The 16,325-nt window shown below is 65.1% G+C and carries 14 protein-coding genes; 13 read left to right on the top strand and 1 reads right to left on the bottom strand.

The genetic code is table 11. The features are described 5' to 3' along the window. Positions 1-23 precede the first annotated feature (23 nt). The 11 genes from bamB (at position 24) to AB4850_RS23730 (ending at position 12,522) form a co-directional block, all read left to right on the top strand. A complete protein-coding gene (gene bamB, locus AB4850_RS23780) occupies positions 24-1,169 on the top strand; it encodes an outer membrane protein assembly factor BamB (protein WP_414445426.1) in 1,146 nt (381 codons plus the stop codon). Positions 1,170-1,440: 271 nt separating this feature from the next. Then, a complete protein-coding gene (gene der / locus AB4850_RS23775) occupies positions 1,441-2,778 on the top strand; it encodes a ribosome biogenesis GTPase Der (protein WP_414445425.1) in 1,338 nt (445 codons plus the stop codon). A gap of 131 nt (positions 2,779-2,909) precedes the next feature. Continuing rightward, positions 2,910-3,152, top strand: coding sequence for an RNA chaperone Hfq (gene hfq / locus AB4850_RS23770; RefSeq protein WP_206126773.1), 243 nt, complete (start codon positions 2,910-2,912; stop codon positions 3,150-3,152). A gap of 57 nt (positions 3,153-3,209) precedes the next feature. Next, complete coding sequence (hflX, locus tag AB4850_RS23765; RefSeq protein ID WP_414445424.1) at positions 3,210-4,409, top strand: GTPase HflX; 1,200 nt, start codon at positions 3,210-3,212, stop codon at positions 4,407-4,409. A 46-nt stretch (positions 4,410-4,455) separates the two neighbouring features. Beyond that, complete coding sequence (hflK, locus tag AB4850_RS23760; RefSeq protein ID WP_414445423.1) at positions 4,456-5,859, top strand: FtsH protease activity modulator HflK; 1,404 nt, start codon at positions 4,456-4,458, stop codon at positions 5,857-5,859. Positions 5,860-5,874: 15 nt separating this feature from the next. Continuing rightward, the gene (hflC, locus tag AB4850_RS23755) at positions 5,875-6,777 is read left to right on the top strand and encodes a protease modulator HflC (RefSeq protein ID WP_414445422.1); all 903 of its coding nucleotides are present in this window, start codon (positions 5,875-5,877) and stop codon (positions 6,775-6,777) included. Between the two features lie 43 nt (positions 6,778-6,820). Then, positions 6,821-7,012, top strand: a complete 192-nt coding sequence (locus tag AB4850_RS23750) for a DUF2065 domain-containing protein (RefSeq protein WP_414445421.1) — start codon at positions 6,821-6,823, stop codon at positions 7,010-7,012. Between the two features lie 174 nt (positions 7,013-7,186). After that, positions 7,187-8,335, top strand: a complete 1,149-nt coding sequence (locus AB4850_RS23745) for an ATP phosphoribosyltransferase regulatory subunit (RefSeq protein ID WP_414445420.1) — start codon at positions 7,187-7,189, stop codon at positions 8,333-8,335. Positions 8,336-8,447: 112 nt separating this feature from the next. Further along, positions 8,448-9,794: an adenylosuccinate synthase gene (locus AB4850_RS23740; RefSeq protein WP_414445419.1), complete on the top strand. Its 1,347-nt coding sequence runs from the start codon at positions 8,448-8,450 to the stop codon at positions 9,792-9,794. A gap of 14 nt (positions 9,795-9,808) precedes the next feature. Beyond that, the gene (locus AB4850_RS23735) at positions 9,809-10,414 is read left to right on the top strand and encodes a phosphoribosyltransferase (protein WP_414445418.1); all 606 of its coding nucleotides are present in this window, start codon (positions 9,809-9,811) and stop codon (positions 10,412-10,414) included. A 215-nt stretch (positions 10,415-10,629) separates the two neighbouring features. Further along, positions 10,630-12,522: a potassium transporter Kup gene (locus tag AB4850_RS23730; RefSeq protein ID WP_414445417.1), complete on the top strand. Its 1,893-nt coding sequence runs from the start codon at positions 10,630-10,632 to the stop codon at positions 12,520-12,522. Between the two features lie 168 nt (positions 12,523-12,690). Here the strand turns inward: AB4850_RS23730 and AB4850_RS23725 are convergent, their stop codons facing one another. Beyond that, the gene (locus AB4850_RS23725; protein ID WP_414445416.1) at positions 12,691-15,030 is read right to left on the bottom strand and encodes a Tex family protein; all 2,340 of its coding nucleotides are present in this window, start codon (positions 15,028-15,030) and stop codon (positions 12,691-12,693) included. A 141-nt stretch (positions 15,031-15,171) separates the two neighbouring features. On the opposite strand from AB4850_RS23725, the gene AB4850_RS23720 reads away from it, so the two are divergent. After that, positions 15,172-15,930: a colicin transporter gene (locus tag AB4850_RS23720; RefSeq protein ID WP_414445415.1), complete on the top strand. Its 759-nt coding sequence runs from the start codon at positions 15,172-15,174 to the stop codon at positions 15,928-15,930. Between the two features lie 123 nt (positions 15,931-16,053). Then, entirely contained in the window at positions 16,054-16,269 is a 216-nt protein-coding gene (locus tag AB4850_RS23715; RefSeq protein ID WP_414445414.1) for a DUF465 domain-containing protein, read from the top strand. The last annotated feature ends 56 nt before the right edge of the window (positions 16,270-16,325 follow it).

Genomic DNA, 16,325 nt, shown 5'->3' with positions numbered 1-16,325 from the left:
ACTCTAGATAGCTTCGCTCACCGATGAATTTGCTGAAACGTAACGTTCTTCCGATCGCCTGCGCAGTTGCCGTCCTCGCGCTGGCGGCGTGCTCGTCCACCAAGGATGCGCGCCGCGTGCCGACGCCGCTCACCGAGATCAAGCCCGCGCTCAATGTGACGCAGGCATGGAAGACGAGCGTGGGCAAGGGCGGGCGCTATTCGTTCTCGCCGGTTGCGGTTGGCGATGCGGTGTTCGTGGCCGCGGCGAACGGCTCGGTCGAGAAGATCGATGCCAAGACCGGCCAGACCGTCTGGCACACCAAGCTGCGTTCGGACCTGTCGGCCGGCGTGGGCAGCGATGGCACCCTGACGGCGGTCGGTGCGCTCAAGGGCGGCGTGTTCGTGCTTGGCGCGGACGGCAAGCAGCTTTGGCAGACCAACATACAGGGCGAGATCTTCTCGCCGCCGCTGGTCGGCAACGGTCTCGTGATCGTGCGTACGATCGACGGCCAGGTGATCGCATTCGCCGCGCAAACGGGCGAGCAGAAGTGGGTGTACCGCAGCCGCGCGGTGCCGCTGAACCTGCGGGTCTCGGCCGGCATGACGTTCGCGGGCGACGCGGCCGTGCTGGCCGGTTTCCCGGGCGGTGGTCTGGTGGCGATCAACCTGCAGACGGGCGAGGCCTACTGGCAAACGCCGGTGTCCTATCCGAAGGGCGTGACCGAGGTCGAGCGCATCAATGACGTGAGCGGGCCGCCTACGCTGGTCGGCGCACAAACCTGTGCCGTCACGTTCCAGGGCCAGATCGGTTGTTTCGATGCGAATTCGGGCCGCCCGCTTTGGGAAAAATCGTTCTCGAGCCGCAGCGGCGTGGCGCAGGATGACACCGTGATGGCTGGTGGCGACGATTGGTCGGTCGTGACAGCCTACGACGTGATGTCGGGCAAGCAGCTTTGGCGCAATGATCAGCTCAAGAGCCGCGACGTCGGCGTGCCTTATCTGCTGGGCCACGCCTTGGTGATGGGCGATTACAAGGGTTTTGTCCACTTCCTGTCCCGCGACGACGGTACGTTCGTCGCACGCATGAAGACGGACGGCAGCGCGATCACGGCAGCGCCGGTGCTGGCTGGCGATACGCTGGTCGTGCAAACGCATGACGGCGAAGTCTACGGCTTCCGTCCGCGCTGATCGATTTGCTGGAATTGCGCGGTCCAGCGCCTCAGGGCGCGGGCCGCGCGTGTTTTTTTGTGCGGCAATTGTCGCCGGCGCTCCCGAGCGGGCGGGTCCGGCGCGCTGCCCCGGCGGTCAGCCGCCGAGTTCGCGTGTCGCGCGAGTCGCACGCGCGCGCCCATTGCGGCGCGGAATTCGTGCTAATTTTCATTCAACGCAGCCACCCGTCGCAGCCGGTTCTCCGCGCGGCAGGCATCCCGCTCCTGCGTAATACCGTAAACGACATCAAATGAAACCGGTCATTGCCCTCGTCGGGCGCCCCAATGTGGGGAAATCCACGCTGTTCAACCGGCTCACGCGCTCGCGCGACGCACTCGTCGCCGACCTGCCGGGCCTTACCCGCGATCGCCATTACGGCGAGGGCCGGGTGGGCGAGCGCCCCTATCTCGTGGTCGACACGGGCGGTTTCGAGCCGGTCGCCAAGGACGGAATCCTGCACGAAATGGCGCGCCAGACACGCCAGGCCGTCGCGGAAGCCGATATCGTCGTGTTCATCGTCGATGGCCGTAACGGCCTGGCCCCGCAGGACAAGTCGATTGCCGACTACCTGCGCAAGACGGGCCGGCCGATCTTCCTGGTCGTCAACAAGGCCGAGGGGATGAAGTACACGGCGGTGGCCAGCGATTTCTACGAGCTCGGCCTCGGCGACCCGCGCGCGATTTCGGCCGCGCATGGCGATGGTGTCCACGACATGATCAGCGAGGCGCTCGAAGTGGCCTACGCGGGTCAGTCGGAGGAATCGGACGACGCGGCGCAGACGCGCGGTGTGAAGATTGCCATCGTCGGCCGCCCGAACGTCGGCAAGTCGACGCTCGTCAATACGCTGATCGGCGAGGACCGCGTGATCGCGTTCGACATGCCGGGCACCACGCGCGATTCGATCTATGTCGATTTCGAGCGCAACGGCAAGCCCTATACGCTGATCGATACGGCCGGCCTGCGCCGCCGCGGCAAGGTGTTCGAGGCGATCGAGAAGTTCTCGGTAGTGAAGACGCTGCAGTCGATTTCGGACGCGAACGTCGTCATTCTTCTGCTGGATGCCCAGCAGGATATTTCCGACCAGGATGCGCATATCGCGGGCTTCGTGGTGGAGCAGGGCCGCGCGCTGGTGGTGGGCGTGAACAAATGGGACGGGCTCGATTCGCACACACGCGAGCGCACCAAGGCCGACCTGACCCGCAAGCTGAAATTCCTCGAATTCGCGAAATTCCATTTCATCTCGGCTGCCGAGAAAACCGGTATCGGCCCGTTGTTGCGCTCGGTCGACGATGCTTACGCGGCGGCCATGAAGAAGCTGCCGACGCCGAAGCTCACACGCGCGCTGATCGAGGCCGTGGAATTTCAGCAGCCGCGCCGTCGCGGCCCGGTTCGGCCGAAGCTGCGCTACGCCCACCAGGGCGGCCAGAATCCGCCGATCATCGTGGTGCACGGCAATGCGCTCGACGCGATCACGGATACCTACCGGCGTTACCTCGAAAACCGTTTCCGGGAAACTTTCGAGCTGACCGGCACTCCATTGCGGATAGAGTTCCGATCCTCGACGAACCCTTATGCGGACAAGGATTGAGGGGATTAGACCGAATGGCCGGCTCCCGAGCGGGGGCAACGAAATCGGCTATAGTGTAGCGATTGACGGCGGATCTCTTTTTCTTCGCCGACAATCTACAAGATCAACCTGCAAAAAAGATGGAGTAAGCCATGAGCAACAAAGGGCAATTGTTACAAGACCCGTTTTTGAACGCACTGCGTAAGGAGCATGTGCCGGTGTCGATTTACCTCGTCAACGGCATCAAGCTGCAAGGGAACATCGAATCGTTCGACCAGTACGTCGTGTTGCTCCGTAACACGGTTACCCAGATGGTTTACAAGCACGCTATCTCGACGGTCGTTCCGGCGCGCCCGGTGAACTTCCACCCGGACGCGGAAGGCGCGGCCTCCTAACCCGATTGCTGCGGCTGGCGTTGCTCGCCGCCGGCGATCCACGCCAGCCGCCTTACTTTGACACCTGATAATTTGATCAACGCAGCGTTAGTCGGCATCGATTTCGGCAAGACCGATTTCGAAGCCAGCCTCGAAGAACTCAGTCTGCTCGCTTCCAGCGCGGGCGCCCTCCCGGTGGTCACCCTGACCGGCAAGCGTTCCAGCCCCGATGCGGCCATGTTCATCGGCAGCGGCAAGGCCGAAGAACTGCGCCTCGCCTGCGATGCCAACGGCGTCGACATCGTCATCTTCAATCACCCGCTCGCCCCTGCGCAGCAGCGCAATCTCGAACGCACGCTGAACCGTCGCGTGGTCGATCGCACGAGCCTGATTCTCGATATTTTCGCGCAGCGCGCTCGCAGCCACGAAGGCAAGCTGCAGGTCGAGTTGGCGCAGTTGCACTACCTCTCCACGCGGCTGATCCGCGCCTGGACCCACCTCGAACGCCAGAAGGGCGGTATCGGCCTGCGCGGCCCCGGCGAAACGCAGCTCGAAACCGACCGCCGGCTGATCGGTGAACGCATCAAGATGCTGAAGACGCGGCTCGAAAAGCTGCGTCGCCAGCACGATACGCAGCGCCGTCAGCGCGAACGCAACCGCACCGTGTCGGTGTCGCTGGTGGGCTATACGAACGCGGGCAAGTCCACGCTGTTCAATGCGCTGACGAAAGCGCAAGCCTACGCGGCCGACCAGCTGTTCGCCACGCTCGATACCACCTCCCGCCGTGTGTATCTGGGCGACGAGGTCGGGCAGATCGTCGTGTCGGATACGGTCGGCTTCATCCGTGAGCTACCGCACCAACTGGTCGCGGCGTTTCGTGCCACGCTCGAGGAAACCATCCACGCCGATTTGCTGTTGCATGTCGTCGATGCGTCGAGCGCAGTGCGCCTCGAACAGATCGAGCAGGTCAACGATGTCCTGCACGAGATCGGCGCGGATTCGATTCCGCAGGTGCTGGTATTCAACAAGATCGACGCGGTGCCCGAACTCGCGGCTCGCGGCGACGCGGTCGAGCGTGACGAGTATGGTAATATTTCGCGCGTCTTTTTGAGCGCGCGCACCGGCCAGGGACTCGATACGCTGCGTGCCGCCATTGCCGAAATCGCGACCAGCGATGCGCTGTCCGGCACGGCGCTGCCCGAGCGCGACATTCGGTTCGACAGCAACGCGCTGAACGAACCGCACGACGACCACACGGTTTCCGAACACGGGCACTAGCCGGCGCCAGCCGGACAGTCGCACCCACTCTGGTGAACAAACTCAGGTGAACGATTACAACGAGCGGAGTTCCTGGCTGCGCAAGCGCCCGATGCTGTCGATCAACGATCCCCGTTGGGGGCGTGGCGAAAGCAATGGCGACAAGTCCCGCAAGAACGAACCGAAACGCCCGCAACCCGATCGCGATGGCGACGGCCCACCCGACCTCGACGAAATGTGGCGCAACTTCAACCGCCGCCTGTCCGGGCTGTTCGGCGGCAAGGGTGGCGGCAATCGCGGCATGCGTCCCGATAACGGGCGCGCCGCACGCGTCGGCGTCGGTATCGTCATCGGCGTGCTGGTCGCGGTCTACGCGGGCAGTGGCATCTTCATGGTGCCGGACGGCCAGACGGGCGTCGTGCTGAAGTTCGGCGAATACCACGGCACGGTCGGCCAGGGCGCTCACTGGCGCCTGCCGTATCCGTTCGAGTCGCACGAAATCGTCGATACGGCGCAGGTGCATTCCACCGAAATCGGTCGCAACAACGTGGTGCGCATCGCCAACGTCAAGGATGCGTCGATGCTCACGCGCGACGGCGGCATCGTCGACGTGCGTTTCATCGTTCAGTACCGGATCCGCTCGGCGGCTGATTATCTGTTCCGCGCGGCCGATCCCGAACTCGCCGTGCGCCAGTCGGCGCAAGCCGCGATTCGCCGCATCGTTGGCGGGGAAGCGGCCAGCGACGTAATTGGCGTCGATCGTGATGCGTTGCGCACGCAACTCACCACGCAGATCCAGCACGATCTCGATCGTGATCAGACCGGCCTGGTGGTCACCGGCATCACGATTCAGGCCGCCCAATTGCCCGAGCAAGTGCAATCGGCGGTTGACGAAGTGGCGAAGGCGCGTCAGGCGAGCGAAGTCGCGAAGAACGCCGCGCAGGCCTATGCCGACGATCTGCTGCCGCGCGCACGTGGCGATGCGGCCAAGCTGGTCGACGAGGCCAAGGCGTATGCCGATCGCGTGGTCACGCAGGCGCAGGGCGACGCCGACCGCTACCAGCAGGTCTATGCACAGTACGAGAAGGCGCCGGCCGTGGTGCGCGAGCGCATGTATCTCGACACCATGCAGGAAATTTATTCGAAGGCGACCAAGGTCTACGTCGGCAACAAGTCGGGCAACAGCCTCGTCTATCTGCCGATCGACAAGATCGTCGAACAACAACGTCAGCGCGCGGCCGATGCGGCCGCTGCCAGCGGTGCGGTGCCGGCTTCGGTGGCCGCAGGAGCATCCGATCCGGGTGCTACCGCCGGCGCGGCCAATTCAGTGTCGTCGGCCGGTTCGTCCGCCGCCGTCTCTGCCGCGGCATCCGCGAGCGCGGCGCGTGCCGCCAGCGCCACGGCCGGCGACGATTCGCTGCGATCGCGCGAAGGGTTCCGCAGCCGGTCGCGCGAAGACGATTTGCAGTAACGGGGACCGCCAGACATGAATCGAATCATCGCGCTTGTCATTGCGCTCGTCGTCGTCGCGTTCGCCGCGTCGTCCACCGTGTTCGTCGTCGATCCGCGTCACGCGGCCGTGCTGTCCGCACGCGGCGAGGGCGAGCCCACGTTGCTCGGCCCCGGCCTGCACGTGAAGCTGCCGCCACCGCTGCAAACCGCGGCGCTGGTCGACACTCGCCTGCAGACGCTCGAATGGGCCGATGCACAAAGCTGCACGACCTCGGATAAGCAGGACGTGCTGGTCAGCCCGGCCGTGCGCTACCGCATCACCGATCCGCTCAAGTATTACGCAAAGACCGACGCCGGCTCGCGCGACGTGGTCGATCCGCTGCTGTCGTCGCTGAAGGGGGCGTTGACGCAGGCGTTCTCGACGCGCACGCTGACCGATGCGATCCGCGCGCAGCAGGCCATCGCCGACGAGGCGAAGGCCTCGCTGCAGGCCGCCGTGGCGCCTTACGGCGTCGAGATCGTCGATGTCTCGTTGCTGCGTGTGGATTTGCCTGCCGCCGCATCCGAGGCTGCCTATCGCCGCATGTCGGCCGCCGAACGCGAGCGCGCCGATACGCAGCGTGCCGAAGGTGCTGCGAGCGCCGAGCAGATCAAGGCCGATGCGATGCGCCAGCAACAGCAGATCCTGGCCGACGGTTATCAATCGGCGCAGTCGATCAAGGGCGAGGGCGATGCGAAGGCCGCATCGATCGCGGGCGATGCGTACGGCCGCGATCCGCAGTTCTATCAGTTCTACGCCAGCCTGCAGGCATACCGGAACACGTTCCATGCCAACGACGTGATCGTCGTCGACCCGGACAGCGAGTTCTTCCGTTTCATGCGCAGTCCGACGGGCGGCAGCGCCGCGACGCCGGCTCCCGCTCCCCGCAAACACTGACGCTGAGAAGGGGCGCCGCCACGCGCGGCGTCATCGATACCGCATGGATATTGCCGGTTCGCTGTTGCTCGCGCTCGCGCTGATGTTGATCGTCGAAGGCGCGTTCCCGTTCGTGTTTCCGGTCGCGTGGCGCGATACGTTTCGTAGAATAGCGGAGCGGCCGCCGCATCATATCCGGATCGGCGGCCTGATCGTGATGGTGATCGGCCTCGTGCTGTTCGTCTTCGCGACCTGATTTCGCGGCCGCCGATCCGGCCCGTTTCCGCCCGCCCCGGGGGCGCGGTTCCTGCCCGAACCGCCTTGTCGGCGCCTGGATGGCGCTTGCCGAACCGCGTGGCGCAGGCACTTACCGATTCCAAAATCCGGCGCGCCCGTGCGCGCCGCTGTTTCCTGTCGTAGGACCGTAACGATGTCGACCTGGTTACTTCCCGAGAATATCGCCGACGTGCTGCCGTCGGAAGCGCGCAAGATCGAGGAGCTGCGTCGCAGGCTGCTCGACCGCTTCCGTTCGTACGGTTACGAAATGGTGATGCCGCCCCTGCTCGAGTATCTCGAGTCGCTGCTGAGCGGCGGCGGCAACGATCTGAATCTGCGCACGTTCAAGCTCGTCGACGAACTGTCGGGCCGCACGCTCGGCGTGCGCGCCGACATGACGCCGCAGGTCGCGCGGATCGACGCGCACCTGCTGAATCGCCAGGGCGTGACGCGCCTTTGCTACGCCGGCAACGTGCTGCATACGCGCCCGCGCGGCCTGCACGCCACGCGCGAACAGATCCAGATCGGCGCCGAGCTGTACGGCCATGCCGGCCTCGAAGCCGATCTCGAAGTGCAGCAGTTGCTGCTCGACGCGCTGCGCCTGACCGGCATCGGCACGATCCGTCTCGATCTGTGCCATGCCGGCGTGCTCAACGCGCTGTTCGCGCGCGACGCCGTGGCGGCGTCGCGCGGCGAGCTGTTGTATGGCGCGCTGGCCGGCAAGGACGTGCCGCTGATCAATGAGCTGACCGAGGATCTGGGGGCGGATACGCGTGCCGCGCTGCGCTTGCTGCCGCATCTGTATGGCGACGCGTCGGTGATCGACGAAGCGCGCCGCCAGTTGCCGGCGCTGCCCGAAATTACGCGCGCGCTCGACGATCTGGCGCAGCTCGCGGCGCAGGTGCAGGGCGCCGAGGTCGCGATCGACCTGGCCGACCTGCGCGGCTATGCGTACCACAGCGGTGCGATGTTCTCGGCCTATGTCGACGGCGTGCCGAACGCGGTTGCGCGCGGCGGCCGTTACGACCACGTGGGCCAGGCTTACGGTCGTGCGCGTCCGGCTACCGGCTTCTCGCTCGATCTGCGCGAAATCGCGCGGATTTCGCCGATCGAGGCGCGCGGCACGGCGATCCTCGCGCCGTGGCGTCAGGACGATGCGCTGCGCGTGGCGGTCGGTGCGCTGCGCGACGCGGGCGAGGTCGTGATCCAGGCACTGCCGGGGCACGATCACGTGCTCGACGAGTTCGCGTGCGACCGGACACTGGTCGAGCGCGGCGGCGCGTGGGTCGTCGAACCCCGCTGAAATATCGGCGGCGCGGCTGTTTCGGAGCCCATACCGTTGACGCGAAACGGAAAAATTCGGAACCCGCGCCGAACCTAGGTAGAATACGTTTTTAACCAGCTAACGAATCAACATGTCTGCCAGCGCAGTGAATGTGACTCCCGGGCGCAATGTCGTCGTCGTGGGAACCCAGTGGGGTGATGAAGGAAAGGGCAAGATCGTCGACTGGCTGACGGACCACGCTCACGGCGTCGTGCGTTTCCAGGGCGGTCACAATGCCGGCCACACCCTGATCATCGGCGGCAAGAAAACCATCTTGCGTCTCATCCCCTCGGGCATCATGCGCGCAGGCGTCGCCTGCTACATCGGCAACGGCGTCGTGCTGTCGCCCGAAGCGCTGTTCAAGGAAATCGGTGAGCTGGAAGAAGCGGGCCTCGACGTCCAGTCGCGCCTGTTCATCTCCGAAGCCGCCACGCTGATCCTCCCGTACCACGTCGCGATCGATCAGGCGCGCGAAGCACGCCGCGGTGCCGACAAGATCGGCACCACCGGCCGTGGCATCGGCCCGGCGTACGAAGACAAGGTCGGCCGCCGCGCGCTGCGCGTGCAGGATCTGTTCGACGCCAAGACCTTCGCCGATCGCCTGCGCGAAAACCTCGATTTCCACAACTTCGTGCTGACCCAGTACCTGGGTGGCGCAGCCGTCGATTTCCAGGCCACGCTCGACACGATGCTCGGCTATGCCGATCGTCTGAAGCCGATGGTCACGGACGTCTCGCGTCGACTGTACGACGCGAACCACGAAGGCCAGAACCTGCTGTTCGAAGGCGCGCAAGGCACGCTGCTGGACATCGATCACGGCACCTATCCGTTCGTCACCTCGAGCAACTGCGTGGCCGGTGCGGCCGCGGCAGGCGCAGGCGTCGGCCCGCAAAAGCTCAACTACATCCTCGGCATCACCAAGGCCTATTGCACGCGCGTTGGCGCCGGCCCGTTCCCGAGCGAACTGTACGACGCGGATAACCCCGCTCGCCAGAGCCAGATCGGCGTGACGCTCGCCAACGTCGGTAAGGAATTCGGTTCGGTCACGGGCCGCCCGCGTCGTACCGGCTGGCTCGACGCCGCCGCGCTGCGCCGCTCGATCCAGATCAACGGCGTGTCGGGCCTCTGCATGACGAAGCTCGACGTGCTCGACGGCTTCGATGAAGTGCACCTCTGCGTGGGCTACAAGATCGACGGCAAGGATATCGATCTGCTGCCGCGTGGCGCCGCCGATGTCGCCCGTTGCGAGCCGGTGTACGAAACCTTCCCGGGCTGGAAGGAAAGCACGGTCGGTATCAATACGTGGGACGCGCTGCCCGCTACCGCACGTGCGTACCTGACGCGCGTGCAGGAAGTGGCCGGCGTGCCGATCGACATGGTGTCGACCGGCCCGGACCGCGACGAAACGATCCTGCTGCGTCATCCGTTCAAGGTCTGAGGCCTGGTCGCACGATGACGCAAGCAAAGAATCATCACGGCGCGCCGATCGAGATGTCCGATCCACGCAATGACGACAGGAACCTGTGGGTCGGCTGGGACGAGTATCACCGTCTCGTCGAACTGCTGGCGCTCGCGGTGCACGAATCGGGCTGGAAGTTCGACCAGATTCTGTGTCTCGCGCGCGGTGGCCTGCGCGTCGGCGATCAACTGTCGCGCATCTACGATCTGCCGCTCGCGATCCTCGCGACGAGTTCGTATCGCGAGGCCGCCGGCACGCAGCAGGGCGATCTCGACATCGCGCAGTACATCACGATGACGCGCGGCAATCTGTCCGGCAACGTGCTGCTGGTCGACGATCTGGTCGATTCGGGCGTCACGTTGGCGCGCGTGCAGCAGCATCTGAAGGAGCGTTATCCGTCGGTCACGGCCGTGCGCTCCGCCGTGCTTTGGTACAAGGCGTGTTCGAAGGTGAAGCCCGATTACTTCGTCCAGCATCTGGAGACGAACCCGTGGATTCACCAGCCGTTTGAGGAGTGGGACACGTTGCGCCCGCATAACCTCGTGGCGTGGACCAAGCGTGGCCGCGCATTGCGCGACGACGGCACGCCCCAGCAATAAGGCCTGCGAGATCTTCGCAAGGCATTCGCAATCGGCGCCTGCGGGCGCCGATTGCATTTCGGGCTGCGTCCCGTCTGCTACCTGTTTAATCGGGGCCGCATGCTACACTGGCTCGCCCTCGTCGCTTCACGGCAACACTACGTGATGGCATGGCGACGCGAGCAGTCTAGAATAGCGCTCGTTTTTCCGACCCCAGAACGGAACGTTACGCTTCCATGACCGACACGACCCATTCGAACACCCAAAAAACCTCCCTGCAGGCTCTCTCCGTCGCGGCGATCGGTGTGGTGTTCGGCGATATCGGCACCAGCCCGCTTTATTCGTTGCGCGAGGCGTTCAGTCCGGCTCACGGCATTCCGCTCACGCAGGCCTCCATCCTCGGCGTCATCTCGCTGCTGTTCTGGGCGATCATGCTGGTGGTCGGCATCAAGTACCTGATGTTCGTGATGCGCGCCGACAACAACGGCGAGGGCGGTGCGTTCGCGTTGATGGCGCTGGCGCTGCGCTCGGTCGAATCGCGCCGGCATCTGACCAAGGTGCTGATGGCGCTCGGCATCTTCGGCGCCTGCATGTTCTACGGCGATGCGGTGATCACGCCGGCCATCTCGGTGATGTCGGCTGTCGAAGGCCTCGAAATCGCCACCCCCCAACTCACTCACCTGGTGCTGCCGATCACGGTCGTGATCCTGATCGCGCTGTTCTGGATCCAGCGGCACGGCACGGCCACGGTCGGCAAGCTGTTCGGCCCGATCATGGTGCTCTGGTTCGTGACGCTGGCGGTGCTCGGCGTTTATCACATCGCGCGCGTGCCGATGGTGATCGCGGCCATCAACCCGTATTACGCGTTCTCGTTCATGGCCGACCACGTGCTGCAGGCCTACGTCGTGCTGGGGTCGGTGGTGCTGGTGCTGACCGGTGCCGAGGCGCTCTATGCCGACATGGGCCACTTCGGCGTGAAGCCGATCCGGCTTGCCGGCTACGCGCTCGTGATGCCGTCGCTGGTGCTCAACTACTTCGGCCAGGGTGCGCTGCTGATGCAGAACCCGAAGGCGATCGAAAATCCGTTCTTCCTGCTGGCCCCCGATTGGGCGCTGCTGCCGCTCGTGGTGCTGTCGACGGTCGCCACCGTGATCGCCTCGCAGGCCGTGATCTCGGGCGCCTATTCGCTGACCAGCCAGGCCATCCAGCTCGGCTACGTGCCGCGCATGAAGGTGCTGCACACGTCCGATCTGGCGATCGGGCAGATCTACGTGCCGGTGGTGAACTGGCTGCTGCTGTGCGTGATCATCTTCATCGTGATCGGCTTCAAGTCGTCCGATAATCTGGCCGCGGCCTACGGTATCGCCGTGACGGCGACGATGGTGATCACCACGGTGCTGGCCTGCGTCGTCATGATCAATGTGTGGAAGTGGAACCGTTTCCTGGTCGGGGCGATCATCGGTGTGTTCCTGATCGTCGATCTGGGCTTCTTCGGCGCGAATCTGCTGAAGGTCGCGCAGGGCGGCTGGCTGCCGCTCTGTATCGGCGGGCTGCTGTTCTTCCTGCTGACGACGTGGTTCAAGGGCCGCCATATCGTCAAGGAGCGTACGGCCGCCGACGGTATCCCGCTCACGCCGTTCCTGCAGGGCCTGCTGGCGCATCCGCCGCATCGCGTGTCGGGCACCGCGATCTACCTGACCGGCAACGACCGGCTCGTGCCGGTCAGCCTGCTGCACAACCTCAAGCACAACAAGGTGCTGCACGAGCGCACGCTGTTCCTGACGTTCGTGACGCGCGACATCCCGTATGTGCGCGGCGACGAGCGCATGACGGTGCAGGAAGCGGGCGGCGGCCTGTATATCGTCAAGGCCGAGTATGGTTTCAACGAAACTCCCGACGTGAAGGCCGTGCTCGAGGATATCGGCCGCAAGCACGACATGTCGTTCGAGCTGATGGATACGTCGTTCTTCCTCGCGCGCGAAACCGTGGTGCCGACCCATCTGCCCGGCATGTCGCTGTGGCGCGAACGCGTGTTTGCCTGGATGCACCAGAACGCCGCGAAGCCGACCGACTTCTTCGCGATCCCGGCCAACCGGGTGGTGGAGTTGGGCACCAAAATCGAGATCTGACCGGGAAGGCGGCGCGCCTTTATCGGAGGAAACAAGCCGCGCATTGCGCGGCTTTTTCTTTGGGACCACGGCGGATATGAAAAAGCCCGCATCGTTCGATGCGGGCTTTCGGGCTTGCGGAACAACGCGCGGGGGCTGGCTTCCTCCCGCCGGCCTCGGTGCCTCGCGTCAGCGCTTGAGCTTCGCGAACGCCGTCGCCATCGCGCCGGCCGGCTCCGCGTCACGCGAACGCTGCGGGCGGCCGCCTGCGCCGCCGCCGCGCTGCCCGTTGCGATCGCCGCTCGATGCGCCGCCGCGGCTGCCGCTGGTGGCGACGCCCGGCTCGTCGTTGAGGCGCATCGTCAGCGCGATCCGCTGACGCTTCACGTCGACGTCGAGCACCTTGACCTTGACCACCTGGCCCGCCTTGACGACTTCATGCGGATCCTTGATGAACTTGGTGGACATGGCCGAGACGTGCACCAGGCCATCCTGGTGAACGCCGATATCGACGAATGCGCCGAACGCGGCCACGTTGGTCACCACGCCTTCGAGCGTCATGCCCGGCATCAGGTCCGACACTTTTTCCACGCCGTCGCGGAACGTGGCCGTCTTGAATTCGGGGCGCGGGTCGCGGCCCGGTTTTTCGAGTTCGGAGAGGATGTCGCGCACCGTCGGCAGACCGAAACGATCGTCGACGAACTCGGTGGGCGCGAGCCCCGACAGCGCCTCGCGATTGCCGAGCACGTCGTCGATGCGCTTGCTGATCCTGGCGAGCATGCGTTCGACCACCGGATAGGCTTCCGGATGTACCGACGAACGGTCGAGCGGGTTCTCGCCGCCGTTGATGCGCAGGAAGCCCGCGGCCTGCTCGAACGTCTTGTCGCCGAGGCGCGGCACGCGGCGCAGATGCTCGCGCGACGGGAACGGGCCGTTCGCGTCGCGGAAATCGACGATATTGCGCGCCAGCGTGGCGTTCAGGCCCGACACGCGCGACAGCAGGGCAGCCGACGCCGTGTTGGCATCCACCCCGACCGCGTTCACGCAATCCTCGACCACCGCGTCGAGCGAGCGCGCCAGCTCGCGCTGGTTCACGTCGTGCTGATATTGGCCGACGCCGATCGCCTTCGGCTCGATCTTGACGAGCTCGGCGAGCGGGTCCTGCAGGCGGCGCGCGATCGACACGGCGCCGCGCAGCGTCACGTCGAGTTCGGGGAATTCCTTGGCGGCCGTTTCGGATGCCGAATACACCGACGCGCCGGCTTCCGACACGACGATCTTCTGCAACTTCAGTTCGGGATGCTTGGCGATCAGCTCGCTGGCGAGCTTGTCGGTTTCGCGCGAGGCCGTGCCGTTGCCGATGCTGATCAGTTCGGCCTGCGTGTGCGCGGCGATGCGTGCGAGGCGGGCCAGCGAGCCGTCCCAGTCGCGACGCGGTTCGTGCGGGTAGATCGTATCGGTCGCCAGCAGCTTGCCGGTGCGATCGACCACGGCCACCTTGACGCCGGTGCGCAGGCCCGGATCGAGGCCGATCACGGCCTTCGGGCCGGCCGGCGCGGCCAGCAGCAGGTCCTTCAGATTGCGCGCGAACACGCGAATCGCTTCGCCTTCGGCATCCTCGCGCAACTGCGTCAGCAGTTCGGATTCGATGTGCGGCTGCACCTTGACGCGCCAGCACCAGCGGCACGCATCAGACAGCCATTTGTCGGCCGGGCGGTTCTGGTTCGCGATGCCGAAATGGCGCGCGATCATCGCCTCGCCCGGGTGCGGCACCTGCGCGTCGAGTTCCTCGCCGAGGCCGAGCTTGACGGTCAGCACACCGGCGTTGCGGCCCCGGAACAGCGCCAGCGCGCGGTGCGACGGCACGGTCTTGATCGTTTCCGAGTAGTCGTAGTAATCGCGGAATTTCTCGCCTTCCTCGCTTTCCTTGCCTTCCACGACAGCCGACGACACCACGCCCTGGTTGTGCAGGTAGTCGCGCAGCTTGCCGAGCAGCTCGGCCGTTTCGCCGAATCGCTCGGACAAAATGTCGCGCGCGCCGTCGAGCGCGGCCTTGATGTCGGCAACGCCCTTTTCGGCGTCGACGTAGGCGGCGGCTTCGGCTTGCGGATCGAGCGACGGATCGGCGAGCAGGGCCAGCGCGAGCGGCTCGAGTCCGGCTTCGCGGGCGATCTGCGCGCGGGTGCGGCGCTTCGGCTTGTAGGGCAGGTACAGGTCTTCCAGGACCTGCTTGCTGTCGGCGGCCTCGATGGCGGCGCGCAGTTCGTCGCCGAGCTTGCCCTGTTCGTCGATGCTGGCGAGGATCGTCGCGCGGCGGTCTTCGAGTTCGCGCAAGTACAGCAGGCGCTCTTCGAGCTGGCGCAGTTGCGTGTCGTCCAGATTGCCCGTCACTTCCTTGCGGTAGCGCGAGATGAACGGAACGGTGGAGCCTTCGTCGAGGAGTTGCACGGCGGCCGCGACCTGCCGCGGTTGCACCGAGAGTTCGGTGGCGATGCGCTGAACGATCTTGAGTGCTACGGTTTCCGTCATGGGATTTGAGAGCGTCTACGGCCTGCTGGAGCGCCCGTGGCCGGCGAACCGGGCCGGGCGGGTGAATGGAGCGGGGCATTTTGCCATAAATGCGTTTGGGGGCCGCCGCGAGGGGTTTCCTGCGGTGTTAGAATTTGCGCCATGTCCCGCAGCTTTCCTACGACGTTGCCAATCTCCCGACTCACTTTTGCCGCGCTGGTCCTCGCGCTCGGTGCCATTTCGTCCGTGCCGTCCGTTGCTTTCGCGCAAGCGGAGCCGGCCGCGCAGGCCAATGCGTCCGCCACGGGCGATGCCGCTGCCGCGGCACAGAATCCCGATTTCGATGCCCGCCAAAAAGTGCTCAATCAACGCACGGCGGAAAACAATTATCGTTATGGGGTGGCCCAGCACGACTGCTACAGCCGATTCTTCGTGAATAATTGTCTGATCAAAGCGCGTGACGAGATGCGAGTCGAACGGTCGAGCGTCAGCCAGCAGCAGCTTGCCCTCGACGACGAGCAGCGTGCCGCACGCGCGCAGCGCCGCGACGATCAGCAGGCGCTGAAGGCCGCGCAACAGCAGGCCGACGCGCCGCAGCGCGCCGCGAACGAACAGGCGAATGCAGCGTCGTACCAGGACAAGCAGCAGCAAAACGCGCTCCAGCGTGCGCAGCGCGGTGCCGAGGCGCCGCAGCACGCGGCGAGCCAGCAGGCGTACGACCAGAAGCAGGCCGATTTCCAGCGCAAGCTCGATCAGGCCCATGCCCAGGCGGCGCAGGATGCGCAGCAGCGCACGCAGAATGCCGAGCGCTACGACGACAAGCAACGCGAGGCCGCGCAGCACAAGGCCGATGTCGAAGAGCGGCAACGCCAGGCCGCGCAGAAGGCCCAGGAAAAGCAGCAACAGCAGCAACAGCAATAAGGCGCGTCACAGGTCGTCGCGCCGAATTCGGGGTGGGTAATTCGTTCGGACAGCCAATCCGGCATATCGCGAGCGGTACGGTCAGGCCCTTGCGATGCGTCGGTTCTTTTCAAGGAGGCGAGCATGCAAACCCGTCAAACGGAGCTGAAGCAGGAGTTGCGTAACCGACTGATGTCGTTGCAGGAGCAACACACCCAACTGTCCCGCGAGATCGAGTTGAAGGAAAACCGATCCGACATCGACGACCTGGCGCTGCACCGGCTGAAGAAGGAAAAGCTGTTGGCCAAGGACAAAATCATCATGCTGCAATCGCAGCTCGAACCGGATCAGCAAGCCTGATTGCGGCCTGGCAAGCGCCGGCGCCGCATCGGGTACCGGAACTGAGGAACCGCTTG

Origin of the sequence: Burkholderia sp. 22PA0106, assembly GCF_047497155.1 — a bacterium.
Classification (GTDB): domain Bacteria; phylum Pseudomonadota; class Gammaproteobacteria; order Burkholderiales; family Burkholderiaceae; genus Burkholderia.
Note: the sequence above shows the minus strand (reverse complement) of the source record. Positions and strands in the feature narration are given on the sequence as shown.

Excerpts from the sequence above, each read along its gene's own strand:
- bamB (WP_414445426.1), top strand. The coding sequence starts at position 24 with ATGAATTTGCTGAAACGTAACGTTCTTCCGATCGCCTGCGCAGTTGCC.
- der (WP_414445425.1), top strand. The coding sequence starts at position 1,441 with ATGAAACCGGTCATTGCCCTCGTCGGGCGCCCCAATGTGGGGAAATCC.
- hfq (WP_206126773.1), top strand. The coding sequence starts at position 2,910 with ATGAGCAACAAAGGGCAATTGTTACAAGACCCGTTTTTGAACGCACTG.
- hflC (WP_414445422.1), top strand. The coding sequence starts at position 5,875 with ATGAATCGAATCATCGCGCTTGTCATTGCGCTCGTCGTCGTCGCGTTC.
- AB4850_RS23750 (WP_414445421.1), top strand. The coding sequence starts at position 6,821 with ATGGATATTGCCGGTTCGCTGTTGCTCGCGCTCGCGCTGATGTTGATC.
- AB4850_RS23745 (WP_414445420.1), top strand. The coding sequence starts at position 7,187 with ATGTCGACCTGGTTACTTCCCGAGAATATCGCCGACGTGCTGCCGTCG.
- AB4850_RS23740 (WP_414445419.1), top strand. The coding sequence starts at position 8,448 with ATGTCTGCCAGCGCAGTGAATGTGACTCCCGGGCGCAATGTCGTCGTC.
- AB4850_RS23735 (WP_414445418.1), top strand. The coding sequence starts at position 9,809 with ATGACGCAAGCAAAGAATCATCACGGCGCGCCGATCGAGATGTCCGAT.
- AB4850_RS23730 (WP_414445417.1), top strand. The coding sequence starts at position 10,630 with ATGACCGACACGACCCATTCGAACACCCAAAAAACCTCCCTGCAGGCT.
- AB4850_RS23725 (WP_414445416.1), bottom strand. The coding sequence starts at position 15,030 with ATGACGGAAACCGTAGCACTCAAGATCGTTCAGCGCATCGCCACCGAA.
- AB4850_RS23720 (WP_414445415.1), top strand. The coding sequence starts at position 15,172 with ATGTCCCGCAGCTTTCCTACGACGTTGCCAATCTCCCGACTCACTTTT.
- AB4850_RS23715 (WP_414445414.1), top strand. The coding sequence starts at position 16,054 with ATGCAAACCCGTCAAACGGAGCTGAAGCAGGAGTTGCGTAACCGACTG.